At 42.9% G+C, this 25,950-nt stretch carries 21 protein-coding genes and 1 pseudogene; 1 reads left to right on the forward strand and 21 read right to left on the reverse strand.

The genetic code is table 11. The features are described from left to right. Positions 1-326: 326 nt before the first annotated feature. The 7 genes from DXB15_RS14675 to DXB15_RS14705 form a co-directional block, all read right to left on the reverse strand. Positions 327-1,016, reverse strand: coding sequence for a GntR family transcriptional regulator (locus DXB15_RS14675; protein WP_118703360.1), 690 nt, complete (start codon positions 1,014-1,016; stop codon positions 327-329). Positions 1,017-1,182: 166 nt separating this feature from the next. Beyond that, entirely contained in the window at positions 1,183-2,400 is a 1,218-nt protein-coding gene (gene pepT, locus DXB15_RS14680) for a peptidase T (RefSeq protein ID WP_118703361.1), read from the reverse strand. A gap of 297 nt (positions 2,401-2,697) precedes the next feature. Beyond that, positions 2,698-4,425, reverse strand: a complete 1,728-nt coding sequence (locus tag DXB15_RS14685; RefSeq protein WP_118703362.1) for a peptide ABC transporter substrate-binding protein — start codon at positions 4,423-4,425, stop codon at positions 2,698-2,700. A gap of 113 nt (positions 4,426-4,538) precedes the next feature. Further along, positions 4,539-5,576 (reverse strand): ABC transporter ATP-binding protein, encoded by a 1,038-nt coding sequence (locus DXB15_RS14690; RefSeq protein WP_109215922.1) that lies wholly within the window; start codon positions 5,574-5,576, stop codon positions 4,539-4,541. Then, positions 5,569-6,633: an ABC transporter ATP-binding protein gene (locus tag DXB15_RS14695; RefSeq protein ID WP_109215923.1), complete on the reverse strand. Its 1,065-nt coding sequence runs from the start codon at positions 6,631-6,633 to the stop codon at positions 5,569-5,571. Before DXB15_RS14695 ends, DXB15_RS14690 begins: the two co-directional genes overlap by 8 nt. A gap of 17 nt (positions 6,634-6,650) precedes the next feature. Continuing rightward, positions 6,651-7,997 (reverse strand): ABC transporter permease, encoded by a 1,347-nt coding sequence (locus tag DXB15_RS14700; protein ID WP_109215924.1) that lies wholly within the window; start codon positions 7,995-7,997, stop codon positions 6,651-6,653. A 2-nt stretch (positions 7,998-7,999) separates the two neighbouring features. Next, on the reverse strand, positions 8,000-8,941 hold the full coding sequence (locus DXB15_RS14705; RefSeq protein ID WP_109215925.1) for an ABC transporter permease: 942 nt from the start codon (positions 8,939-8,941) through the stop codon (positions 8,000-8,002). Between the two features lie 645 nt (positions 8,942-9,586). On the opposite strand from DXB15_RS14705, the gene DXB15_RS14710 reads away from it, so the two are divergent. After that, entirely contained in the window at positions 9,587-10,639 is a 1,053-nt protein-coding gene (locus tag DXB15_RS14710) for a M42 family metallopeptidase (RefSeq protein WP_118703363.1), read from the forward strand. 294 nt (positions 10,640-10,933) lie between these two features. Here the strand turns inward: DXB15_RS14710 and DXB15_RS14715 are convergent, their stop codons facing one another. The 14 genes and pseudogenes from DXB15_RS14715 to DXB15_RS17910 form a co-directional block, all read right to left on the reverse strand. After that, complete coding sequence (locus tag DXB15_RS14715; RefSeq protein ID WP_109215926.1) at positions 10,934-11,764, reverse strand: PRD domain-containing protein; 831 nt, start codon at positions 11,762-11,764, stop codon at positions 10,934-10,936. 262 nt (positions 11,765-12,026) lie between these two features. Beyond that, positions 12,027-13,655 carry a phosphoenolpyruvate--protein phosphotransferase gene (ptsP, locus tag DXB15_RS14720; protein WP_118703364.1) on the reverse strand — a complete coding sequence of 543 codons (1,629 nt, stop codon included), beginning with the start codon at positions 13,653-13,655 and terminating at the stop codon, positions 12,027-12,029. A gap of 111 nt (positions 13,656-13,766) precedes the next feature. Next, positions 13,767-15,923 (reverse strand): PTS transporter subunit IIABC, encoded by a 2,157-nt coding sequence (locus DXB15_RS14725; protein ID WP_118703365.1) that lies wholly within the window; start codon positions 15,921-15,923, stop codon positions 13,767-13,769. Positions 15,924-16,252: 329 nt separating this feature from the next. Beyond that, positions 16,253-16,789, reverse strand: a complete 537-nt coding sequence (locus DXB15_RS14730) for a signal peptidase I (RefSeq protein WP_118703366.1) — start codon at positions 16,787-16,789, stop codon at positions 16,253-16,255. A 165-nt stretch (positions 16,790-16,954) separates the two neighbouring features. Beyond that, positions 16,955-17,962, reverse strand: coding sequence for a MucBP domain-containing protein (locus DXB15_RS14735; RefSeq protein WP_118703367.1), 1,008 nt, complete (start codon positions 17,960-17,962; stop codon positions 16,955-16,957). 1 nt (position 17,963) lies between these two features. After that, a complete protein-coding gene (locus DXB15_RS14740; RefSeq protein ID WP_118703368.1) occupies positions 17,964-18,764 on the reverse strand; it encodes a hypothetical protein in 801 nt (266 codons plus the stop codon). 14 nt (positions 18,765-18,778) lie between these two features. Next, entirely contained in the window at positions 18,779-19,528 is a 750-nt protein-coding gene (locus tag DXB15_RS14745; RefSeq protein ID WP_242979863.1) for a hypothetical protein, read from the reverse strand. Positions 19,529-19,541: 13 nt separating this feature from the next. Beyond that, entirely contained in the window at positions 19,542-20,051 is a 510-nt protein-coding gene (locus DXB15_RS14750; protein WP_118703369.1) for a hypothetical protein, read from the reverse strand. A gap of 14 nt (positions 20,052-20,065) precedes the next feature. Continuing rightward, a complete protein-coding gene (locus DXB15_RS14755) occupies positions 20,066-21,067 on the reverse strand; it encodes a DUF5979 domain-containing protein (RefSeq protein ID WP_118703370.1) in 1,002 nt (333 codons plus the stop codon). 30 nt (positions 21,068-21,097) lie between these two features. Then, on the reverse strand, positions 21,098-22,000 hold the full coding sequence (locus DXB15_RS14760) for a class C sortase (protein WP_118703371.1): 903 nt from the start codon (positions 21,998-22,000) through the stop codon (positions 21,098-21,100). Then, positions 21,997-22,878, reverse strand: a complete 882-nt coding sequence (locus DXB15_RS14765) for a class C sortase (RefSeq protein WP_118703372.1) — start codon at positions 22,876-22,878, stop codon at positions 21,997-21,999. Before DXB15_RS14765 ends, DXB15_RS14760 begins: the two co-directional genes overlap by 4 nt. Positions 22,879-22,993: 115 nt before the next feature. Then, positions 22,994-24,349, reverse strand: coding sequence for a SpaH/EbpB family LPXTG-anchored major pilin (locus DXB15_RS14770; protein WP_118703373.1), 1,356 nt, complete (start codon positions 24,347-24,349; stop codon positions 22,994-22,996). Between the two features lie 120 nt (positions 24,350-24,469). Further along, positions 24,470-25,267 carry a SpaA isopeptide-forming pilin-related protein gene (locus DXB15_RS14775; RefSeq protein WP_118703374.1) on the reverse strand — a complete coding sequence of 266 codons (798 nt, stop codon included), beginning with the start codon at positions 25,265-25,267 and terminating at the stop codon, positions 24,470-24,472. Between the two features lie 333 nt (positions 25,268-25,600). Continuing rightward, positions 25,601-25,936: pseudogene (locus DXB15_RS17910) on the reverse strand (Cna B-type domain-containing protein); the annotation flags it as partial. Between the last annotated feature and the right edge of the window lie 14 nt (positions 25,937-25,950).

The following is a 25,950-nucleotide window of genomic DNA, read 5'->3' on the forward strand; positions in this document are numbered from 1 at the left end:
CTTTCGTCTAAAAAACGACGTTTTTTCAAAATCGTAGGATTTTTGCTTCGGGTAATTGTGTGGTTTAAATATAAGTTATGAAAAGGGACTCTGCTAACCCTTACTTTATGTCGCTGTGGCTATACGATAGGTTTACGAAAGCGGACTCAGACAAATTTTTTCTGTCAGCTAACAATCGCTCGCCAGAAAAAATTTGCTCTGAGCCCGCTATTTACACATATATTGGAAAATCAGCTTTATTTTTTCTTGGAAAGCGATTATTAGCTGACAAGAAAAAATAAAGCTGATTTTCCATTCACAGTCTACCGTTCTATCACAAAAGAGTTCTAAAACGCCTCATTCCAGCCAAGTTCAAGCTGCGGCGCATCTACTTTTTGATCGCGCATCATTCCGGCAATGGTTCTCCAATAATGATCCTTAATGGCTTTGCAGATTGCCTCGCAATCCCCGGACACACAAGCGTCAAAGATGACCTTATGTGACGCATACTGGCGTTTTGCAACGGCTTCTTTATCCTGCACCAGATCATATCCGGCAAACAGATTTCCGTAATACTGTTCTTTCCAGGCTTTCTGAACCCGTGGCATTCCACACATTTTGACCAGTTCTTCGTGAAATTCATTATCACATTCAAATACCTGTTCAAACTCCTCTGCAGTCAGATTTTTCATTCGATCCAGAATCTCTTCCAGGCGCTGCATAGTGTCCTCCGGGATTTTTCCCTGTAGAAACCGCACACTGATAACCTCATAATTGGTTCTCAGCAGATATACCTCATAGGAATCCTGAAAAGAAAGTTCTTTCACGGAACAACCTACGTTTCTTGTATACACAATAATCCCTTCATTTTCCAGTTGTCGGAGTGCCTCACGGATCGGTCCCCGGCTTGTATGAAATTCTTTCGCCAGCTCCAATTCCACGATACGCTGTCCGGATTTGATCTCATGGTTAAAAATTTTGCTGCGGATGGCATCCACAATGCTCTCTCTTAACGTCTGATACAATAATGCACCCATAAAATTTCCTACTCTTTCTTACAATCTCTATCTGTATTTCTCTCACAGTTTCTATGAAGCTTATTTTACACTTGCATTTGCTAATACTTTACTATGATAACACGATAATATAAAGTTTTTTGCACATGATAGTACCGAAAAATCATCTACATATGGTATTTTTCTATTATTTTGCAAACTGCAGCACAATATTTTTTATAATTGCAGCAGCTTTATCCATACCTTCTGCCGTGATATGCTCATAGGCACCATGAAATCCGTAACCGCCGGTTCCAAGGTTCGGGCACGGAAGTCCCACAAAACTTAAACGTGCACCGTCTGTGCCTCCGCGGATCGGGGCAATATCTGGTGTAACGTCCGCATCTTTGCATGCCTGAACTGCAAAATCAATAAGCTGCATACATGGTTCAATTTTCTCACGCATATTGCGATAAGAATCTTTCAGATTCAGCTCGACAGTTCCCTCACCGTATTTTTTATTTAAGGAAGCTGTGATTTCCTGCATCAGTGCTTTGCGCGCTTCATATTTTTCTGCATCAAATTCACGGATCAGATATCCCATTGTGGTTTCTTCCACGCTTCCGTTCAGCTCCATCAGATGGAAAAATCCTTCATAGCCTTCGGTGTGTTCCGGTGCTTCCTGCTCCGGCAGCATGCTCTGTAATTCCATTGCGATTTTCATGGAATTGACCATAATGTCTTTTGCCTCACCCGGATGTACGTTCACACCATGGATCGCAAATTCAGCGGAAGCTGCATTAAAGTTTTCAAACTGGATCTCGCCTTCCGCACCACCGTCTACCGTATAAGCATACGGTGCGCCAAAACGTTCCAGATCCATATGGCAGGCTCCACTTCCAACTTCCTCATCGGTAGTAAAGCTGATACATACTTTTCCGTGAGGGATATCGCCTTTTAATAATTCTTCAGCAACAGTCAGAATTTCAGCAATACCAGCTTTGTCATCGGCACCAAGTAAAGTGGTTCCATCTGTAGTGATCAGAGTTCTGCCTGCCATCTGCTGTAATGCAGGGAAATCAGAAACAGTCAATGTTCTACCAGAAGTTCCAAGAACCACATCTTTTCCATCATAATTTTCAATGATCTGCGGTTTTACATTTTCTCCGCTGTAATCCGGTGCGGTATCCATATGTGCGATAAAACCGATTGCTGTACGGTTCTCATATCCCGGAGTTGCCGGAATATGACCATACACATATCCATATTCGTCCATCATAGCATCTTCGATGCCCATGTTTTTCATTTCTTCCACCAGCAGTTTTGCCAGATCAAACTGACGTGCAGTGGTCGGAGAAGTGGTACTTTCCTCGTCACTGGTTGTCCAGACTTTTACATAATTTAATAATCTTTCATACGCTCGCATAGTGAATCCTCCTAAACCAATTACTCCTATGTATTTATATATAAAGTAATTTTACTGTCTGTTAATAAAATCTCATTGAAAAAGACATGCTCTCTTTGTTCATATCCTTTTCATTAAAATCTTATTACATACATCTTGTACTGAAATATAAAGTCATTCTATATAGTAAATTATATATCTAGTTGTATTTTCTGTTTCATAGAACAAAAATTTCCAGATCAATAAATATCTCTTTCTTAATGAGAATTTTCTTTTAAAAAAGGAATCCTGCAAGCAGGATTCCTTTTCATGTATTTACTACTGTGCCTGTGTACAATATCCGAAGAAGAAGTATCCCAGTGGGCAGTAGTACATGCCTTCGATTCCATCACGCAACATATATTTCTGTGTGTAGAAGTACAGCGGATCAACTACGTAATCCTGACCTACTAAAATATCCTCAGCCTGATGTAACAGTTTCATACGTGCAGCAGGATCAGATTCAGCTTTCGCCTGGCTGATCAGGTTATCGTAATCCGGATTAGCGTACTGAGCATCGTTGTTTCCACCACCTGTTACCCACATATCAAGGAAAGATACCGGATCATTGTAATCAGAAATCCATCCGTTACGTGCGATAGAGAAATCACCATCTTTACGTGTCTGAAGGAATGCATTCCACTCCTGATTGTTCAGTGTAACTGTTACGCCAAGTTCCTGCTCCCACATGTTCTGAAGTGCTTCAGCAACAGCTTTGTGAGCATCGTTTGTGTTGTACAGGTACTCTACAACCGGGAATCCTTCACCGTTCGGGTAACCAGCCTCTGCAAGGAGCTGTCTGGCTTTCTCGCAGTTTGCTTCATAAGCATCTTTTGTCGGATCATAGTAATCTCCGCCAACTTTACGGAAGTCAGATCCTTCCTCAGCATCAGAGATACCGCTTGGTACATAAGCACCAGCTTCAACCTGTCCGGACTGAGTTACTTTTTCAACAATGTAGTTACGGTCAACAGCAAGTGTGAATGCCTCACGTACTTTCGGATTATCGAAAGGAGCTTTCTGTGTCTGGAAGCATACATAATATGTTCCAAGGTAATCTACGATCTTCATATCACCGGAAGCGATCAGATTCGGAAGTTCTGCCTGCGGAGCCTCCTGAATGTAATCAAGCTCGCCGGATTTGAAACCGGAAAGCATAGCATTTGCATCATCCATCAGTTTGAATGTAAGAGTATCCGGTCCAAGGTTTGCATAATCATAGTAATTCTCATCTTTTGCCATTACAATCTGTGAGTTATGTGTCCACTCTGTCAGTTTGTATGGACCATTGGAGATGTATGTAGAAGGATCAAATGTCCACTGATCCCCGTTTGCTTCGATGATGTCCTGACGTACAGGCATCATAGCCGGGAATGCACACAGCTCTTCAAAATATGGAAGATCTGTTGTTAAAGTTACTTCAAATGTTTTGTCATCCACTGCTTTTACAGCTAACTCAGAAGGATCTTTCTCACCAGCCATAATCTCATTTGCGTTTACAACACAATCAAGCATGTAGTTGTAATCTGCTGCTGTATCCGGGCTAACCAGACGTTTCCAGGAATACTCAAAATCGCCTGCTGTAACATCTTTTCCGTCAGACCATTTGATGCCATCACGAAGGTGGAATGTGTAAGTTACAGTTCCATCATCATTTGTTGTTTTGTCATAGCTCTCTGCCTGACCTGGAACAACTTTTGCTCCTTCACAAGTTCCATCAGAACCTGCAACTTCTTCGCCTGTGCTCTCCCATTTCATCAGACCTTCGAATAAATGGTTAGCCATGATAGCTCCATCTACGGAGGAGTTCAGGGCCGGATCCATTGTCATCGGCTCGGATGCGAAGTTTACAGTAATGTTAAAACCATCACTGCTGGAAGTTGTGTTCTCTGCATCTGCAGATGTTTTGTTGTTGTCTTTAGATGCGCTGTTGTCGCTTCCACAGCCCGCAAGCATGGAAAAAGCGAAAGCTGCAACTAATACAACTGATACCAATCTCTTTTTCATAGTACTCTCCTTTAAAAGTTTTATTGATAAACAGGTTTCCCTGTGTTATCCAATCTCAAAATCTCTCACTTGTAAAAATGAGAGCCGTCTCACAGGAGGCAAAAGCAGTTTTTCTACTGCTCCAGAAGGTGGCAAGCCACCCAGTGACCCTTTTCATACTCTTTGAATTTCGGTACACATTCTTTACATTTATCCATTGCATATGGACAACGTGTATGGAAACGGCATCCACTTGGCGGATTCATCGGAGAAGGAATATCTCCTTCCAGAACGATACGCTGTCTGCTTCTGCTCACCTCCGGATCCGGAACAGGTACTGCGGAAAGCAGTGTCTGCGTATACGGATGCAACGGATGGCGGTTCAGCTCATAGCTCTCTGCCAGCTCTACCATAGTTCCCAGATACATTACGCCGATACGGTGTGAAATATGACGTACAACGGAAATATCATGCGCGATGAACAGATAGGTCAGTCCCATTTCTTCCTGCATATCTTCCAGCATATTTACAACCTGTGACTGAATGGAAACATCCAGTGCGGAAATCGGCTCGTCGCAAACGATAAATTCCGGTTTTACTGCCAGTGCGCGGGCAATGCCGACACGCTGCTGCTGTCCACCGGAGAACTCATGCGGATAACGGTTTGCATGCTCTGTATTCAGCCCTACCCGTCCAAGCAGTTCTTTGATACGATCAGTACGATCCTTTTTGTTCGGGCACAAATTATGAATATCCAGTGCCTCTCCGATAATCTCACCGACTGTCATACGCGGATCCAGACTTGCGGACGGATCCTGGAAAATAATCTGCATTTTCCGTCTGTATGGAAGCATGTTTTCCTGTTTTGCCTTTGGTACTTTTACCGGATGCAGATTACCCTCTGCATCTCTCACCCACGGATCCTCTCTCTCAAAAATTGTCTCTCCATCATAAACAATTGTTCCGGAAGTCGGCTCGTGTAACTGAAGAATGGTTCGTCCCAAAGTAGTTTTTCCACATCCGGACTCACCTACCAGACCAAGTGTCTCTCCACGGTTAATGAAGATAGAAATATCTTCTACGGCCTGTACACCAGGTCCTTTTAATCCCTTTACCGGGAAATATTTTTTCAGGTGATCAACCTGAACAAGTACATCATTTTTCTCACTCATGGTTGTCTACCTCCGTTTTTTCAATATTCTCTGTCTGAGTATCAACTTTTTTTGCTTCTTCCAGACAGTCCTGCACACGCAACCAGCATGCAGCACGATGGTTCTCTCCCATCTCCACATATGGCGGCATCTGCTGCAGACAGATCTTCATGGCATGCTCACAACGCGGTGCGAACGGACATCCTTCCGGCGGATTTAACATATCGACCGGTGAACCTTCAATCGGGATCAGACGCTCATAGCTCTCAGCATCTACACGCGGCATAGAGCGAAGCAGACCTTTTGTATAAGGATGACCCGGATTATAGAAAATATCATCAACCGGTCCCTGCTCTACCATTTTACCTGCGTACATAACAGAAACCTTATCACAGATTTCTGCTACAACACCAAGGTTATGTGTGATAAAGATAATACCCATGTGATTCTGTTTCTGAAGCTTTTTCATCAGTTCCAGAATCTGCGCCTGGATGGTTACATCCAGAGCAGTTGTCGGCTCATCGGCGATCAGAAGCTTCGGATGACAGATCAGTCCCATGGCGATCATAACCCTCTGACGCATACCACCGGAAAGCTCATGCGGGTACTGTTTCATACGTTTTTCCACGTTGTTGATACCTACTTCTTCCAGCATCTTCATTGCCTGCTTCTCAGCGTCCTCTTTGCTGACATTTTTATCATGTGCTTTCAGAGCCTCAACCAGCTGATTTCCGATGGTATATACCGGATTCAGACAGGTCATCGGGTTCTGGAAGATCATTGCTACTTCTTTTCCACGGAAAGCGATCATCTCATCTTTTGTTTTTGACAACATATCCTGTCCCTCGAAAGTAATGGAACCGCCCACTACTTTACCCGGATTCTGAAGTAATCCAATGATAGAATATGCTTCCACGCTTTTACCGGAACCGGACTCGCCTACGACACCCATAACTTCGTCATAGTTTACATCGTAAGAAATTCCGTTTACTGCTTTAACTTCTCCTGCCGGAGTAAAGAAAGAGACCTTGAGATCTCTGACCTCTAACAGTTTATCATTTTTCTTTTCCTGTTCCATATTGTCTCCTCCTCTCCTTATTTCTTCAGCTTCGGATCTAATGCATCACGAAGTCCGTCACCGAACAGGTTCAGAGCCAAGATCATAAGACTCAGGATTCCTGCCGGGATAAATAATCTGTATGGATATGTGCTCAGACCACTTAAAGCCTCAGAACACATAGAACCTAAACTTGTCAGCGGAGCAGATACACCTACACCGATGAAAGAAAGGAAGGATTCCAGGAAGATTGCGGATGGAATCTGCAGGAATGTGGTTGTAATGATCTGTCCGATACAGTTCGGAAGCAGATGCTTTCCAATGATACGTCCGCCTTTTGCACCAAGTGCGCGGGCTGCTGTAACGTACTCCTGCTGTTTTAACTGAAGGATCTGTCCACGGATGATTCGGCTCATGGTTACCCAGTATAACAAACCGAATGCGATAAACATGGAGATCAGGTTTGGTCCAAGAATTGTTACCAGATTCTGCAGCGGACCATCACCGGAATTCTGGAACTGTTCCAGCGCCGGTTTTAAAGTTGCGGAAAGCAGCAGGATGATCAGCATCTCCGGGATGGAGTAAATGATCTCAACAATACGCTGCATAACAGTGTCTACGACACCGCCGCAATAACCTGAAATAGATCCATATAAAGCACCAATGATCAAAACGATGATCGCAGCACATACACCAACGATGATAGAAATTCTTGTTCCCACCATGACACGGACCATGATATCACGTCCCTGATCATCTGTACCAAATACATGTGGGAATACTTTCTCACCATCTGCTTTTTTCTGAAGTTCCTGTGTAGAATATCCAAAGGCTTTGTGTTTGATGCCAAGTGCTTTTGCCGCCTCTGCCTCTGTTACATGTTCCTCGCTCTCTTTCTGTTGGGAAACACTTGCTTTCGCACGAATCTTTGATTCTTCAATACGACTTAATTCCTTACCTTCTGCTTCAGCTTCGGCTTTTGCTTTCTCGACTGCCTCATCCGGTGTCAGGTTTTCGGTATTGTTATGTTCTTCCATATAGGCATTGATTTTCTCCTGATCTTCCAGAGTATAATGCCATGGATGTAATGCCTCAGAACCACGTACCTGCTGCTTATAAGTATAAGGAACCACGCTCGGTCCCACAAATCCGAAAATAACCAAGGCAATGATAATACCCAGAGCAACCATTGCAACTTTGTTTCTGCGAAGACGGCGCCATGCATCTGCCCAGTAGGAAACACTCTTGCGATCTTTGATAAAATCAGCTTTTTCCTGAGAGCTTGCCGGATCAAACGCATCCTCCGGTAATTTGCTCCACTCTAAAATATCATCAATATTTGGTTGAAGAGAGCCTGGCTTTTGAAATCTTTTCTTTCCAGACATGCTTAATTTCCTCCCTTCGCCAGATTGATACGCGGATCTACCAGTTTGTAGCACAGGTCAACGATCAGGTTCATGATAACAATAAAGGAAGCCAGGAAAATTGTGGTTCCCATGATCAGCGGATAATCTCGGTTCTGGATAGCCTGAATGAAATAACGTCCCAGTCCCGGGATAGAGAATACCTGTTCAACAACCATACCGCCGCACAGTGTAAATGCAATCTGCGGTCCCAGATAAGTGATAACCGGAATCAGTGCATTTCTCAGTGCATGTTTGAAAATAATTTTACCGTTTTTCAGACCTTTTGCACGTGCTGTCTTAATATATTCCTGATTGATGGAATCCAGCATCGCTGTTCTGGTCTGTCGTGACAGATAACACATCGGGTAAAATCCTAATGCCAGACATGGCAGGACATAACTCTTTGGTGTTCCGTCAAATAATGCCGGGAATACTTTAAATCCCGGAATACCTCCACACAATGTGTGAAGTAATAATGTTGCAACTACGAATCCAGGCATGGAAATACCGATAGTACATACAACTCTAAGGAAGCTGTCTACCCATGTACCTCTCTTGTAAGCTGCCAGACATCCAAGCGGAAGTCCAACTGCAACTGCCCATAAAAGTGCAAACACACCTACTTTTGCAGAAACCGGGAACATTTCTTTGATAATGTCTAATACTGCACGGTTTTTCTGCATTTTGATTGATGTACCGAAATCTCCGTGAAGAAGATTCCCGAGATATTTGCCCAACTGAACAATCTTGGGCTGGTCAAGTCCATATTTAGCATTTAAAGCGTCGATAGTGGCCTGTGTCGGTGTTTTCTCAGATAACCACGGATTTCCCGGGATTGCATTCATCAAGAAAAACGTAACACATGCAACTACCAGCACCGTGACAATCGCCATTAAGACTCTTCGTGCTGTGTACTTTGCCATTTTTTACACCTTTCCTCTCTCATTCTCATACGTCACGCTGTCGCCAATCTAGTACAATTCTGTAATGCTTTACTATTGTAAATTGTCGACAATATTAATTATTATACCTGCTTTTTTCATAATGGTCAACTAAAATAGCTAATTTTTGTATTTATTTTTCGCACACCTGTTTTTGTGGTGCGTACACTTTTCCTCCTTTTGTCTTTACTTTGCAGAATATTTTTAATAATAAGGTAAAAACATGCAAAAGTCAGCACTGAAAAATTCGGATATTTTGTATAATTTTACCTTCCTGAAATAGGGACTGGAGGAGGACATGCACACGGACACGGACATTTTTCTGCATCCGCTGCGCCGCTTATCTCTGCCTCCTCCCGCGAACTCACACGCAAAACCAGCGTGCTCAGACACACTCCCGGAGGCAGGCTATGCTCGCTCCTGCAACGAAAAATGTCCTACCGTCCTGTGTGCATGTCCTCCTGCCAGCCACCACATTTCATTCACTCCAAACCGTGCCACAGCTGGCGCTACCCTATTTTTGTACTAGAATTTTTTTCTGTTTCGTTATAGAATAACAGAGCAAACCTCTTTGCTATAAATGTATGATTCATGCAGATCAAAAATATACTATTAAGGAGTTTGATTATGAAAAATTCAACTATTACTTTTATTACTGATCAGCTAAAGCAGCTGACTTCTATTCCAAGTCCGACAGGCTTTACCAAAGAAGTCACTCAGTATCTGGTTTCTACACTGGAAAGCATGGGTTACACACCGGAACGCTCCCGCAAAGGTAATATCCTTGTAGCGATCGGTGGCGAAGGAAGTCCTTTGATTCTTGCAGCACATGTAGATACTCTTGGTGCTATGGTCCGTTCCATCAAAAGCAACGGTCGTCTGCGCCCGACAACCATCGGTGGACATCAGTGGAGTACTGCTGACGGTGAAAACTGTACCGTACACACAAGAGACGGCAAAGTATACACCGGTGTTGTGTTGAATAAAGAGCCATCTGCACATGTAGCTGACCAGAAAGTGGAAACAGTAGAAGAAAACATGGAAATCCTGCTGGATGAAAATGTAAGTTCTGAAGATGAAGTAAAAGCACTTGGTGTTCAGACCGGAGATATCATTGCCATGGATCCGCGCACAACGGTAACTCCAAGCGGTTACATTAAAAGCCGTTTTCTGGATGATAAACTTTCTGCTGCGATCCTGCTTGGCATCGCAAAAGAAGTCGCTGATGGAGCACTTACTTTGAATCGCAAAGTTTCCTTATTATTTACTGTGTATGAAGAAGTTGGTCACGGTGGAAGTTTTATTCCGGCAGATACAGAAGAAATGATTTCTGTCGACATGGGTTGTGTCGGTGATGACCTTGGCTGTACGGAACGCATGGTTTCTATCTGTGCAAAAGATTCTGGCGGCCCTTACAACTACGATCTGGTGACAGAACTGTCTGAGCTTGCAAAAGCAAACGGTCTTGCTTATGCCATTGATGTATATCCACATTATGGTTCCGACGTGGAAGCAACTCTGCGTGGCGGTTTTGATATCCGTCATGGACTGATCGGTCCGGGTGTGTATGCCTCCCACAACTATGAGCGCTCTCATGTGGATGGTGTAAAAAACACATTCGAACTTTTAAAGGCATATTTGACAAATTCAAGTCGAACGCACGTGAGACTTGGTGCGTGATTCTGGTCAGCGAAAGCTGACATATTCTTCTCAGAATCACTGCACATTCCCGCGTAGCGTTTATCTCAGTCGGAGATTGTACTCCCACTGAGAAAGACTTGTTATTACTCACCACTTGCAGAAGTGGGAGTCTTCTCGACTGAGATAAATCGAACTGGTATATTGCAAAAAATGCGGGACGATGCACTTACATCAACCCGCATTTTTGTATTCGTCCGTTTTCCAACATGTTTTTCCTATATTTGTCCGCTTTTCCAAAAATCACATATTTTCGATCATTTTTACAAGCGAACACTATTCATCATCCTGACTTACTCGCTCAATATGCATTGCCAGATATCCGATCTCCAGTTCTTCCAGAGGTTTACGAAGCGCATGGCTCAGATGATCACAGACAGTCGTTGCCAGCTCATATGACTCTGGAAAATTATGCTGTACATAATCATTCATATTGACTTTCAGAGACTCCCCTTTTAACACACGGGCAACCATATATTTCACATGATTCATCAGACGGTTATAGCTTAAAGACATCACATTGATATGAATACCGCGCTGTTCCTCGATCATGGATACACAATCGCGCACCGCCCGCGCCATCTGCATGGACACCGAAACAGATTCTTTTTCCAGTGCAGAATGAATGTGTAATGCCACATAACCAATCTCGTCATCATCAATATCAATCTGTTTCTCTTCTTTCAGAATCGGTCGTATGAGAGACGCCACTTTAAATTCCGAATGAAACAATGTTTTGATATCTTCCGTCAAAGGATTGGAGATCTGCTCTCCTTTTTGCAAACGCTGTACCGCAAACGCGATATGGTCTGCCATCGGAAACAGAATGCTGCGGTCAATTTTTCCAAAATGACGCTCTGCCTCGTTTAGAATCCGGTTTGTCATCTGAAAATATTCCGGCTGGATCGTCTTGATCAGATCAGCAGCATCTCCCCTTGAAGAAGTCTCCTGCAGGGAATATACGGTACAATCCACCGGCTGTTCAAAACGCTCACCGGGCTTTTTCCCAAATCCGACACCTTTTCCTAAAAGCACATATTCTTTACTGTCATTCATATCAAGGGCAATTACCCCATTATGATTCAATACCTTACATATGCGATACATGTTTTTACTTCCTTCTCCCACAAAATAGTTTGTAATAGTATTATTCTAGCATAGAACCCCATATTTTCAAACCCACAAAACAGAATTCACCCTCTAAAAAAGCAATAAAAAGCAATCTTATGCTGTAAAATATTGTTATGAATCAACGTTCTATACAAGCACGCTTCATTTTTACAGTACCATATTTACAATTATATTGACAAAACGGACAGCAACAAATCCTCTCCGAACCTGCTGCTGCCCGCATTTCTTTCGTCAATATTTATATTTCTGCATATTCACGGATATTTTTGCGAACTTTCAAAACCATGGACGGTGCCACAGAAAGCTCATCCACACCCATTTCCATAAATGCATCGGTCAGTTCCAGATCTGCGCCAAGCTCGCCACAGATGCCTGCCCATTTTCCGTATTTGTGTGCGTTTTCCACAACCATACGAATCATGCGTAAAATCGCTTTGTGATGTGCATTGTAAAAATCATCCAGTTTTGCATTCTGACGGTCGATTGCCAGCGTATACTGTGTCAGATCATTGGTTCCGATACTGAAGAAATCAACCATCTGCGCCAGTTCATCACTGATCATAACTGCTGCCGGTGTCTCGATCATCACACCCTGTTCCGGCATTTTATAAGGGATCTCCGCTGCTTCTAATTCTGCCCGCACTTCCTCTACAACAGCAAAAATCTGCTCCACTTCTTCGGTGGATGTGATCATTGGATACATCACAGACAGATTTCCGTATACAGCGGCACGAAGCAATGCGCGAAGCTGTGTTTTGAAAATCTCTGGCTGCTTCAGACAAATACGGATCGCACGGTAGCCCATTGCCGGATTTTCTTCTTCACCAAGGTTAAAATAATCTACCTGTTTGTCCGCACCAATGTCAAGGGTACGGATGATCACTTTTTTGCCTGCCATCAGCTGTAACGCCTGTTTGTAAGCTGCAAACTGTTCTTCCTCTGTCGGAAAATCTGTTTTTCCAAGATACAGAAATTCGCTTCGGAACAGACCGACACCTTCTGCATCATTATCCAGCACACTCGCGATATCGGAAACACTTCCGATATTTGCATACAGATGGACGTGTTTTCCATCTTTTGTAACAGTTTCCTGTCCTTTCATCTGCTGCAGAAGCTGCTGTTTTTCCGCTTCTTCTGCCATGCGTGCTTTTGTCTGCTCGCATACTTTCTCTGACGGCTCCACAATAAACATCCCCTCAAATCCATCGACCACTGCCTGCATACCATTCTTCATTGCATCCAGATCCATCGGCACACCGATCAGCGCCGGAATATTCATCATCCGGGCAAGGATTGCAGTATGTGAGTTTGTAGATCCGTGTACAGTTACAAAACCAAGAATCTTGTCTTTATCCATCTGAACCGTCTCACTTGGGGACAGATCATCTGCTACAATAATGGACGGCTCCATGTCGTTCATATCCACCGGTGCATTTCCGGATAAGTTCTGCACCAGGCGGTTGGAAATGTCTCTGACATCGGCAGAACGTGCCTGCATATAATCATCATCCATGCTTGCAAACATTTCTGCAAAATTATCTCCGGTAACAGCAACTGCATATTCTGCATTTACCATCTCATTGCGGATCATATTGCAGATCGCATCCTGATAATCTTCATCCTCCAGCATCATCTGATGTACTTCAAAAATCGCTGCACTGGCTTCTCCAACTTCTTTCACTGCCTTGTCATACAGTTTCTGAAGCTGCTCCTGAGAAGCAGATACTGCTTCCTGCATACGGGCGATCTCGCTCTCCGCATCTGTGATTTTTTCCCGTTTTACCTGTACATCATTTTTCTTAAATACTGCGATCGGTCCTAAGACAATTCCTTTATATACGGATTTTCCTTTGTATTCCTGCGCCATACTGCTCTCCTTCTCCTTATGATCATTCGTTTCTTACTTTGTTGTTTCAATCTTCTTTTTATCTGACAGCTCAGGTTTCTTTTTCCAATCCCTGAGCTGCATTTATTTTCTTTACGCTTCTTCGTATACGTCTACTGCAAATAACGGCTCGCCAGCTTTTACTTCGCCCTCTGCCAGCAGTCTGACTTTCTGGTTATCCTCTAATTCTGTACACAGAATCGGAGAGCATAAGGACGGTGCATTTGCGGTCAGATACTCAATGTCGATTTCCAGCATCTTGTCACCCTTTTTCACGCTCTGTCCGTTTTCTACAAAACAGGTGAAACCTTTGCCTTCCAGATTTACAGTATCAATACCGATGTGAAGCAGCATGGATAAACCGCTGTCTGTCAAAAATCCGATGGCATGTTTTGTATCAAATACGAAGATGACCTGTCCGTCTTCCGGTGCCACGATGGTTGCTGCAGTCGGAGTAACCACGGCTCCGTCACCCATCATTCTTCCAGCAAAAGCATCATCCGGTGCAGTTGCCAAATCTGCTGCGATACCTGTGATCGGGCTGGATACGATAATGGTTTCTTTTACAACTTCTTTTGACTCCTGTGCCTCTGCTGCATTCTCTGTCTGAGCTGCATCTGCGGAATCAGAAGCTGTCTCATTTGTGTTAATCTCCTCATTCGGAGCTTTTTCCAGATAATCTTCAAAATTTGATTTGATTACGGTTACTTTCGGTCCGTAAATGATCTGAACACCGTTTCCTTTGTGAACCACGCCGGATGCTCCGGTTGCTTTCAGGATCGCATCGTTTACTAACTCCGGTTTGAATACGGTACAACGAAGTCTGGTTGCACAGCAGTCTACGTCAGAAATATTTTTCTTTCCGCCAAGTCCCTGCAGGATTCCTTCAGAAACAGAATCATCCCCTGCTGCACCGTTTTCGCCTTCTTTTCTTGCATTGACATCTGCTCTTGTATACAGTTTTACTTCTTCTGTATCGTCACGACCAGGTGTTTTCAGGTTTAATTTTTCGATCAGGAAGCTGAACAGGAAGTAGTATACAACGAAGTAGATCACACCGATGATCACTACCCATACCCAGCTTGTTTTCTTGTTACCCTGTAAGATACCAAACAGGAACAGATCAATAAATCCACCGGAGAATGTCATTCCGACACCAACGTTACAAATATGCATCAGCATGTATGCCAGACCTGCAAATACACAGTGAATACCATACAGCAGCGGAGCTACAAACAGGAATGTAAACTCTAACGGCTCTGTGATACCTGTCAGCATGGAAGTCAGTGCTGCGGAAAGTAACAGACCACCGACCGCTTTTCTTTTTTCCGGTTTTGCAGTGCGGTACATTGCAAGTGCTGCTCCCGGCAGACCAAAGATCATAAGTGGGAATTTACCGGACATAAATCTGGTTGCAGATACTGCAAAGTGATCCACGGTCGGATCGGATAACTGTGCAAAGAAAATGTTCTGTGCGCCTTCGATGAGTTTTCCACCAACTTCCAGTGTTCCGCCCACGCCTGTCTGCCAGAATGGCAGGTAAAATACGTGATGCAGACCAAACGGAAGCAGTAAACGCTCAAGGAAACCATATACCCATGTACCTGCGTAACCGGATCTCAGTACCAGATCACCAAGTGCGTAAATACCGGACTGGATCAGCGGCCATACAAAGAACATCAGGATTCCGACGCCAACAAATACGATACCGGAAATGATCGGTACAAAACGGGTTCCGCCAAAGAAAGATAACACCTGCGGAAGCTCAATTTTGTAAAAACGGTTGTGCAAAGCAGCAACGCCAAGTCCAACGATGATACCGCCAAATACACCCATCTGTAAGGATGTGATACCACATACATCGGTTACAGAACCGGACAGCATTGTCTCAGCGCCGCCCTTGATGTTGATCAGTGCTCCGATAGAGGCATGCATGATAAAAAATGCGATAACCGCTGCCAGTGCAGCTACTTCTTTTTCCTTCTTTGCCATACCAATGGCTACACCCATGGCAAATATGATCGGCAGATTCGTAAAAATAATGTTACCTGCGGCATTCATAACCTGCAAAATCTGATTCAGTACGGTTCCCGGTCCCATAACACCAAGCAAACCGTAAGTTTCCAGCATCGTTTCATTTGTAAAAGATCCACCGATTCCAAGCAGCAGACCGGCTACCGGCAAAATTGCGATCGGCAGCATGAAGGATCGTCCAACCCTCTGCAAAATTCCAAAAATTTTGTCTTTCATAGTTCTCCTCACTCTTTCTCCAATATTCTTCTCGACTGAGATAGGCATTATTTGTTATAGTGTACCCATTTTTTGAATTCACATAGCTGGCAGTTTTCTTCTTTCGTCTCTATTTTCCCGGGCAACAAAAAAAGGCACTAACCCTACATAAATATCAAAAAATATCTATGCACGGTTAATGCCTGCGTAATCAGTAACACACCATGTATGATTTATTTATATCACATTGACAAATTAATGTCAATCTAATATAACTATTCTTTTTGCTTCTTTTTTCATACAAAGCATTTTCTCTAAGTTGTGTCTGCTTTTATCAGCTTTTGACTTTGTTATTCTTCCTCATCGTCTTCCAGCCGCCGGTTCAGCACTGCTGCAATGATTTCCAATACGATTGCCAAGCCGATCACACATCCCACAGCAGCTTTCCCGGAACCGCCGGTGATTGTCTGCACAATACCTCCGATTTTTGGAATGGAACGCACCATCTTGCCCATATACTGATTATACGTCACGGGATTCATATCATTTTCTTCGTTAGCATCGCCTTTTGTGATAAATTCACCCATGGCAGAACTGTTTGATACTACACGATGTGTGATGATCGAACCATCTGCATCCGATCCGTAAAATGCGATCACATCTCCTTCAGCGATTTCCTTTGGTTCCACATATTTGATATATACCAGGCTTCCTACCGGAATTGCCGGTTCCATACTGCCACTGACTACCGTATAGAGCTGATAGCCCATGGCTTTGGGAAGTGTCAACGGAATGCATGCTGCGACTACTATTATTAGCAAAACCGTTCCTATTACGCTGCATAATGTCGCAATTGGATTTTTTTTCTTTCGTGTTTCTTTACTCACCCTTCATTCTCCTCTGATTTTAGATTATTCGCACTTTTTATTTTTCTGCATTTATTATAACTGATTTCCATCATATTTACTACTTCAAATTCTACCCAAAAACTCCCCAGAGTTTTCACTCTGGGGAGCCTCATTCTATGCCATCAATCATGATTCACATATTTTTTATTTTGTTTCTTTGCTGCGACGTCTCAGTGCTACTAAAAGAGCCACAATTGCTACTGCAGCTGCCACAATGATCGCAATACTGAAATTCATTGTTTTCACAGATTCCGACTTTCCTGCATCGATATTTCCGGTAGGTGTATCTTCATCATCCAGGTCTACCAGTCCCTGCGGTGTCTGCTCGTCCGTATTCTCTACAGTATTATCCTGATCTGCATCCTGTCCGCCATTGGCATCTGTAGTTCCGCCCGGTGTCGTTGTTTCATTTGCATTTCCACCTGTCACGTTGGTGCCACCGGTCGTTGTTCCATTTGCATTTCCACCTGCCGCATTGGTGCCACCGGTCGTTGTTCCACCTGCTACGGTACCTGCCGGAACCGTCACTGTATTGTAAACAGTATTTCCCGGTACAACGGTTGTAATCGTTGTGGTTGTCTCTACCACCCGATTGGTCTCACCCGGTGCGTAAGTAAAGGTAAACACATTGTCTGCTTCATTTTCACTCAGGGTTTTGGTCAGTGCCAGTGCCTGCGGAATAAAATTTTCAATATAACGGTAAGCAACGACTGGTTTGTCACCGACATTTCCATAAAAGGTCTGGCTTTCTGCCAGTGTGTTGCCATCTTCATCCTGATACTGAACCGTATAGGCTACCTGATTGCCTTTGATGCCGTATGCTACGACATAATCTGCATCACCGTCCACGTTAAATGCCGGTGCTGCCAGAGCTTCTGCATTGTCACGACCGCTGAGACGGATACCTTTTACATAATATTTCTCATCTGTCACCTGAATCTGGCTCAGATCAAAAGAAACATCATCGCCTGCATTCAGATCCTGCACTTCGATCTTCTCCTGACCGCTGATGCTGCCCTTATTTCCTGCGGATAAGGTTACTTTGTAAGTATATGCATTTCCCGGCTGCGTTGCCAGCGCGGTTGTTGCCGGCGCTGCCGCGATCACAGATACACTCAGGAGAGAGATTAACATTTTTTTCCATTTGAACATATTATTTCTCTCCTTTCTTTCTGTATGCCTTTGCTTCTTTCTTCTTTTTGTTCATGGAGAAGATTGCAAGAATCAGGCAGACAATTCCGCAAACCAGAGCCAGTGCACAATATCTGAGGATCAGATTGGTGTCACCTGTTTTTACCCGTTTGGTTGTTGTTACGACATTGTTTTTGCCCGGAACTTTCTTCTCTACTTTGTTTTCTTTGGTAGTGGTTGTTCCTTCTGTCACCTTTTCCGTTGCAAAATTCATACGGAGTTTTGCCAGTGTCAGCTGATAGCCGTTACCCTGTGTCTCGCCATCAACACCAACGGTCAGATGTACTATTCCGCTTTCGCCGGATGCAAGTCTGCCAAGATAGAAGTATTCCTGTGTGGAATTATCCACCTGTTTGAGACCTTCCCCGGCTTTGGAAGCGCCCTCACCACCAACGGTTGTACTGTCGTATAATACGTTTTCTGTATTGTCGGCTCCCACATAAGTCAGACGGTAAGTATATCCGCCGCCTTCTGCTGTCGCCTGTGCATCTTCCAGTGTCTGAATGACTTCATTGGTCATATACCAGTCTGTCTTGCCACTGTCAGAATTGGTTACCTGTACTTTCAGTTCGATACTGTCACCCGGCTGGATGTTTGCCATCTCGTCGGTCACATCGGAATCCTGAAAATTACTGTTCATCTTGCTGCCGTCAAAGGTTACATTCCATCCGTCAGCACCCTGATAATCTTTTGCAAATGCAGTTGTCGCTGCCCCTACTGTCATAACAAGTGTCAGCACCAGGCACAAAATTTTCTTTTTCATTCTTCTGTACCTCCTTACTGCAGACTGATCTCGGTCTCATCCTCTGACACGTTCACATCCACACCCCAGGCACTCTTGATCGCATCTTTTGCGTTATGTGTCTGAACTGCATCAACTTCCGCATCCACATGGAATGTATAACCGTCATATTGGTAACTATAAGTAATTGTGTTATCTTTCACTGTCTTTGTCACTTCAGAAGCAATACTCTGATTGATGCGAAGTGTATCAGACAATGCCGGTGTGGATTCTCCGACACCTACTGCTTTTGTGTAATACAGAACTGTCCGCTCCGGTGTAGACTGATCTTCTGCGATTGCCCATCCGTTATCGGTCAGATAATTTAATTCGATCAAATCCGGAGAAAGTGTTGTATTTTTGTTTCCATCAGCATCCTGCCAGCTTTTTGTAATGATCACACGTACAAATGTGTCGATATTTCCGCTGTTTGTTACGCCGATAGCTTCCTCATATTTCTTGCCCGGTGTGAATTTTTCATTTTCACCAAGCATCTTGCTTAATAAAGTACCTTCTGTGGAACCTTCCCATTTATCTGGCTCTGCATAATCTCTGCTGCTGACAACATCTCCGTTCTCTGTCAGAGATACGCCGATACTCTGCATATTCATCTGTACGGAATAGTTCTCACTGTAATAGGTCAGTGCTGCTCTCGCACTTCCCACACCGCTCCCAACCAGAAGCACTGCGGCTGCCGCCAGAAGCAGGACTGTTACTTTCGGAAATGATTTCTTTTTCTTCTTCATCCTCATTTACCTCCTACTCCTGTGTATTGCTGCTGTCTGTCACAACGTTGTCCCAGTCAGCGTATGCGTTTCCATCTTCATCATAAAGAATCGATGTACATTCCTGAATAACTACTACGTTAAACTCCTCCGGTTTCTGATCCCCGGACGGGAATTTATAAGTAATATTCAATTCCTTCTCCGTGGTCTGTCCTGCCTGAAGAACATCATTGTAATACCAGTATCCGTCACCGCCGTCTGTCCATCCACCGTCCGGTACATTGTAGCTTAATTCCACCGGAGCAAATGCTCTGACTCTGACAAAACAATCATAATCGCCAACATTGGAAATCGTGACATGTTTTCCGTTTTCGTCAACTTCCTCATGTGGTTTTGTCTCTGTAAATCCCATATTCATGGTGACACCGCCCTGTGCAGTTGCATATGTGGTAAAATATGCCACCGCACTTCCCACGGTCAGGGAGCCGGTTAACGCGATCGCCGCAGCTGCCAGAACCAATGGTTTTTTATGTAGCTTTCTCATTTGGCTTCCCTCCTTTACTGTGCCGGTTTTATATGGTCATACAGACCATTTTTATTTAATTTGAAGTTATTAACTATGCCGTATCCGCCGTTTGGACGACCATCGGTATCATTTTTGAAAGAAACTTCTGCTGTCGGTGCATCTGCGCTGCTGTACTCATCGTTTGCGGTAATCTTTGCCTTAACAGCATTATCGGATACCAGACTGTAAGATGCTCCGCTGTAAACCTCTGTCACCGTTACGTCTGCGCCTGCCCGCAGATGCTCGATCGTAATGGAATCAGATCCTGCGGTTTTAAAATCTAATGCCTCTACTTTTGATTCTTTCGTTCCATCCGGATTTTCAATATCAATCTGGAAAACGAATGTTGCTTTGTCACTGGATGTCACATTCTGATGTAACAGTGTTTTGTTGATCACCAGCTTACCATATCTTGCATGCTGTTCCGGTTTTAAGGTAATACCATTTTCTCCGGTCAGGTTGTAAACCCATGTATCACTGCCGCCGTTTCCATAATAGTTATTCGGCAAAGCTACCAGTGACGGTGCAAATGTATACGTATAATTATCTGTTACAACTTCTTCCGGCTGAATCAGGTAAAGTCCTGTCTCAAGTCCCTCGGATTTTGTCATTCCGTTTGTAGTTGTAACGGTATCAGTTGCATTCAGATTCTTCTCTGTCACCTTCTGTGCTGCGCTTGCTGCTCTCTCTGACCATTTTGCTGCGGAACCTGCCTGATCATCGATATCCAGTGCACTGACATCCAGCCCTTCGAAATCCGGCTCAGCGGTATAAGTTCCTGATTTATCCACAGAAGCAACTTTGTATAAATCAATTGTCACGTCTGATGTCAACAGCTCTTTATAATCACTTCCAACGGAAAATTCCACGGAGCAGTCATTTCTGTCAACCTGTATCGCATCTGCCGCCCATACGCCAGGCAGAACAAATACGGAGAATGCCACTGCCAGAGCCAGGAAAATGGCACTTCCTGCTTTTACTTTTCTTTTCATCATCGCCTCGTATCCTCCTTTAAAGTCTGTGCTTTATTTCTTACGCTGTTTTCTTCCTGATACAACTTTCATAATGAGAATCAGCAGAACCGTAACTGCGATTCCAAGGATCAGATACAACATGTAGTAATTCTGGATGGAATGTAACATGCTGTCTGCCACCGATCCGGTTGCTTCCTCTTCTCCATTATACGCTACGCGGGTTCCTCTTACAAGTAAACGGTGGGAATTAACACCATATGGTGTGCAGGTAAATAAAGTTACCTGATCCTTACCGTCTTCTATCTTCATTGCATCATCCAATGTCTCGTGATCATCCTTGTCTACCATCGGTAAAATCTGATCTACCTGATAAGCTAATACCTGATCTAACACATGGATGTAAAATTTATCTCCGATTTCCATCTGGTCAATATCGGTAAAAAGCTTTGCACTCGGCAATCCTCTGTGTGCTGCCAGTACGGTATGATTGCTCTCACCACCGATTGGAAGTTTTGTTCCATTCAGATGTCCGACTCCTGTCTGGAGCACGTCATCACCGGTTCCATGATAAATTGCAAGTTTGATATTGATCTTCGGAATGGACAGATACCCCATGACTCCGTCATCCCCGACATTTAACACTTTCCAGTAATCGGTACTTTTCAGATCTCCGTCATCTTCCCCAAACACATCTCCATACAGATTATTCTGTGTGATATTTGCATTAAAATCTTCTGCTTTCTGCCATTCATCGGTATAATCTTCCGGCGTCATGTTGTTTACGCTGCTCTCATAATTACTGATCAGCTGGCTTTGCCGGTAAGTATTCCACTGATTCGAAATCGTTGGATAAGCCAGGATTCCGAATCCAACCAGAAACAGCAGTCCGAAAAGAATCGGAGCTAATCTGCCTTTTTTCTTTACAGGCTTTTTTTCCAGTTCTTTTTCACTCATTCTTCAGATTCCTTTTGTTTTGCTGCTTTCTTCTGCAGTTTTTTCTCTCTGATAAATAATATAAGGATAAATACTCCGGTAATGACAATTCCTACCACTACCCAAAGTAAATAATTCGTATGTAAGCTAAGGCCACTGAGTGGTGTCTGCTCATCTGCCACTGCCTGCTCTTCGTAAGGAACTCTGTGTCCCCGAACCATCAATCTCTGCGTATTGACACCGTATGGTGTACAAGTCAGCAACGTCACCAGATCTTCGCCATCCTCTACTGCCAATGCAGATGTATCTTCCGGATCTACTACCAGGATCTGATCTACTTCGTAACAAAGGGTTTCGTCCAGCACATGGATCAGAAAATGATCTCCGATCTCCAGCTGATCCAGATCGGTAAAAAGTGATGCGCTCGGCAATCCGCGGTGCGCGGAAATAACTGCATGTGTGCTCTCGCCACCGATTGGGAGAGAACTTCCTTCTAGATGCCCTGCCGCTTTCTGTAATACTTCATCACCTGTTCCATGATAAATCGGAAGCTTGATCGCAATCTTTGGAATTTCTACAATTCCCATCATCCCGTCTCCGGCAATATTCAGACTGTCTTCATAACTGCTGTCTGTCTCTGTACTTGCATCTGCCACGGCAAATGAGTCTGGCAAAATACTCGGAAGCAATGCATCGTTATAGGCTTCTGCTTTTTTCATCTCTGCTGCGTAATCAATGTTCCCTGCCGCTTCCTTATCAGAAATAACACTTTCGTAATTGCCAATCAGCTGCTTTTGTCTGTGATTGTTCCATTGATTTGAAACGAAAGGATACAGCAATAAGGACAAACCGGCTAAAAATATAAGAATGATCACTATTTTACTGCTTTTCTTTTTCATCCGGGCTCTCCTTGTTGTTGTAAATTACTCTTTTTGTATGAATCCGGGGCGGCCATCGCCCCGGATTCTGTTGTTTCTTCAGTAAATCTCATTTACTGACATTCACTATCATTCATTATTTGTTTGCTTTCTTGCGGCTTGTGAAGAAGAAGAAAGCTGCTGCTACCATGATTGCACAACCTGCGATTGTGAAGATTGTAGTACCGATACCACCGGTATGCGGAAGTGCAGAAAGTTTTGTATCAGTTACTTTAACAGTAATATTCGCATTCTGTCCTGCGGAAATAGTCTGATTAGGTACATCTACAACAGAATAACCCTTCGGTGCTTTTTCCTCAACGATTTTGTATGTTCCTTCGTCAAGACCTTTTACTACTACAGATCCGTTTGTAGCTACTACATTTGTTACTTTTGTATTCTCAGCATCATCTGCTGTTGCTAATCTGTAAACACCTGTATCTACCTTAACGAACTCAAGTTTTGTTTCATCAAGAGCAACACTAAATTCTGCACCTTTCAGAACATTATCGTCTTTATCAACCTTGTTGATTGTGATAGATCCTGTCTCACCTTCTACTTTAGATGGAGCAGATGCTTTATTTGTTTTTGCTTCGTTGGAATATTTTCCTGTCTCAGTTACGGTTGCTGTTACTTCTACTGTTACAGTTTTTCCTGCATGTGTATTGTCAGTTCCAATATATGCAGATGCAAAATTTACTGTTACAGCTTCTGTTGATGGTAATTTCTTATCTAAAGTATAATCTGTATTCGCGCGAAGTTCATCATTTCCAACTTTAACTTTAATATCTGTGATTTTCATTCCGGTTGGTGTATCTGTGATTGTAAATGTTCTGTCTTTTGTTCCATCTTCATAACTTGGGAAAGTTGTTGTAATTACAAACGGAATGCTGTCACCAAGTTTTACGAATTTATCAGGATAACCTTTATCAGGATCACCATTTTTAAATGTTTTAACTACAGTATAGTTAGATGCTTTTGCACTGATTGTTTTCTGAGCAGGTACCATTAAATTATCGCTGTCATAATCATATGTAAAATCACCCATTACGTTGTACTCAGTGGTAAGACCGTTTGCAGTAATAAGATATGCGCCAATTTCCAGGTTATTAAATTCTGCTGTTCCGTTAGAAACGGTTTTAGCTGGCTGATATAAATCAGCATCTGTAGCAACATCTTTCAAATTATCCCAGTCAATCGTTACCGGATTCTTTGTAAGATCAACATAATCTTTTGCCCATGCTTTTGCTTCCCATTTACTCTCAGCTTCATTCCATGAAACCACTTTGTAAATTTTTACAGTTGTTTTTTCCTTTGTCAGACCTTCCACTGTAATCTTACCTGTAGCTGCCTGAGTAGCTGTTCCAGCTTCCGTTGCAAATGCTGTGATACTCATTCCAAGTACCATTGCCAGTGATAAAATCACTGCGAAGAATTTTTTCATCTTTTTCATCTCGTCGTCTCCTTTTCTTTTAGGCCATTGCCCGTTTATCTTGTCCCGTTTCGGGAAGATAGTTAAATTAATTGGTTGTTGTAGCGGCGGTAGGCCGCTGAAAAGCTAAATCAGTTGTTTTTATCTTTTCAGCACCTCCCTGCATTTGTTTTTGTATAAGATCCATGCGGCTGCTCCCATAAGAAGCATTCCGCCAATCGTGAACAGGTAAATACCAAGTCCGCCGGTATGTGGAAGATTGTATAATTTTTTGTTTGTAAGTGTGATCTCTACGCCTGTATTTCCATCTCCCGTAACAGCTGCACCATCCAGTTTAGTTAAAAGACCGTTATCAAATTCTACTGTCCAGTCTGTGTCACTCTTCATATATCCTTCTGGTGCTTTTGTCTCATGGATAACATAAGTTCCATTAAGGCTATTCAGATCTACGTTCTGACCGTCAGCTGTCACCCATGTAATTGCTCCATTATCTCCTGATGTACCAGTTGCAATTGTTGTGTCGTTTTGTTTCAGTTCAAATTCAGCACCGCTTAAGCCAACGCTCTTTGAAGTGTCTCCATCCCAACCAATGCTTTTCTTTACTGCAAACCACTTTAACGTATTTGTAATTGTATAAGTATCTCCACTCTTAGTTATCGACGGTACATAATTACCATTATTTTCCGCTGTAGCGACTTCATCATTACTATTAAGTTCGACTACCTGATACTCATACGCTGTTGGCAAGTTATGAATTACTTTTGTCCATGCATTTGTTCCATTATTATCTTCTTCCGTAATTGTATATGTACCATATTCATTCCAACTATTGTTAGATCCTTTATTACGATACTCTAATCGAATTTTTACAGAAGTTGGACGATTTTCTGCATTTCCATCATTCCAATTTTTCTTAACGGTTATGTCTTTTGTATTCAACTGGTTTTTAAAAGTAATATTTACACCATCAGCTGTCGGTTCAATCTCAGCAGCATTGTTAACCAGAATATAATTGTCATTTTCTAATTCTTCACTTGTAACATAAGATGCATTCTTCTTTTTCAGAATGGTAACATCCCTTGTCCAAAAATCTGAATCTCCACTTAATTTATATTCCTTGTTATTTACAGTTACTTTTAAGTTATTTGGACGAAGACCTGCTATATTACCGTTATCATTCCATATCTTGTTGATATGTAATTTTTCGGTCTGAAGTACATTGGCAATATAGTAATTTTCATCTTTACAATTCGGATCATAAGTATTCGTAATTGTTGCAATTATTGAATCATTACCATATTCGTAACTAATACTGCTCTGATAATTGTTTGGAATATTTTCTTCACGTACTGCATAAGAATATGTTTTCTGGTCTGATGCGCTTCCTTCGTACTGAGGAAGGTTCTCCCAAGTATATTTCCAACCATTATCTTTATTTAACGTTACTGTTTCATATACTTTAGCGTCTCCACCATTAACACTCTGATACAGACTAACCTCGATGTCACTCTTAGGGCCATCACCCTCCCAAACTTTTTTAACAGTTATACTATTTGCTGTTACTTTGTATATAAACTTTATATCTGATTTTTGATTATCCCTATAAATATTACACTTTCAAG

It is taken from the genome of Roseburia sp. OM02-15 (assembly GCF_003481835.1).
GTDB classification, from domain to species: Bacteria; Bacillota; Clostridia; order Lachnospirales; family Lachnospiraceae; genus Eubacterium_I; species Eubacterium_I ramulus_A.